General features: G+C 69.5%; 1 protein-coding gene. It reads right to left on the reverse strand.

Annotated features, from left to right (window positions below; genetic code table 11):
- Positions 1-330 (reverse strand): IS66 family insertion sequence element accessory protein TnpA (gene tnpA / locus LRA98_RS12905; RefSeq protein ID WP_238634288.1); only part of this gene is annotated, 330 nt, incomplete at its 3' end.
- Positions 331-499 lie beyond the last annotated feature (169 nt).

A 499-nucleotide genomic window follows, 5' to 3' on the forward strand; every position in this document is an offset into this window, starting at 1 on the left:
GGGCTCAGCTCCCGAGGGGTCGGCCTCAGAATTGGTGGCAGGGAGTTCCGTCTCACCCTCTTCACCCTCCGGCCGCAGCGTGACGAACCTCTGAGCCGGCGTGCTCGCGGCTTCCGTCTCCTCGGCTCCGGTATCTGAGCTCTCCTTCTCAGATGCCTGGCCGCGGCGCGCCCAGTGCGGATAGTGGCTCGACCACAACCGCAGCTTGCCGGGCTCGAGACCGTGGAGCCGGGCGTAGTCACTCTTGCTCATCCCGGAGCGGGCCCAGTCGGCGAGGGTCCTGCGCCAGAACTCGCGCCTGGCCTCGCGGTGCCTTTGCTGGCGGGTCATGTCGAACCTCCCTCCGCTGCAACTTGCCGAGGGAGGTTAGGCGCTCGGGGTCAGGCCCCGATACACGGGTTCGACCGGACGCTTACAGCGAGCACGACCCGGTGCGCGTCCCGCGCCGGCTGCACCGCAGCGCGGCAGCGCTCGAGCTCCGCCGCAACTCCCTCGAACA

Source organism: Halorhodospira sp. M38 (genome assembly GCF_022227985.1).
Taxonomy (GTDB): Bacteria; Pseudomonadota; Gammaproteobacteria; order Nitrococcales; family Halorhodospiraceae; genus Halorhodospira; species Halorhodospira halophila_A.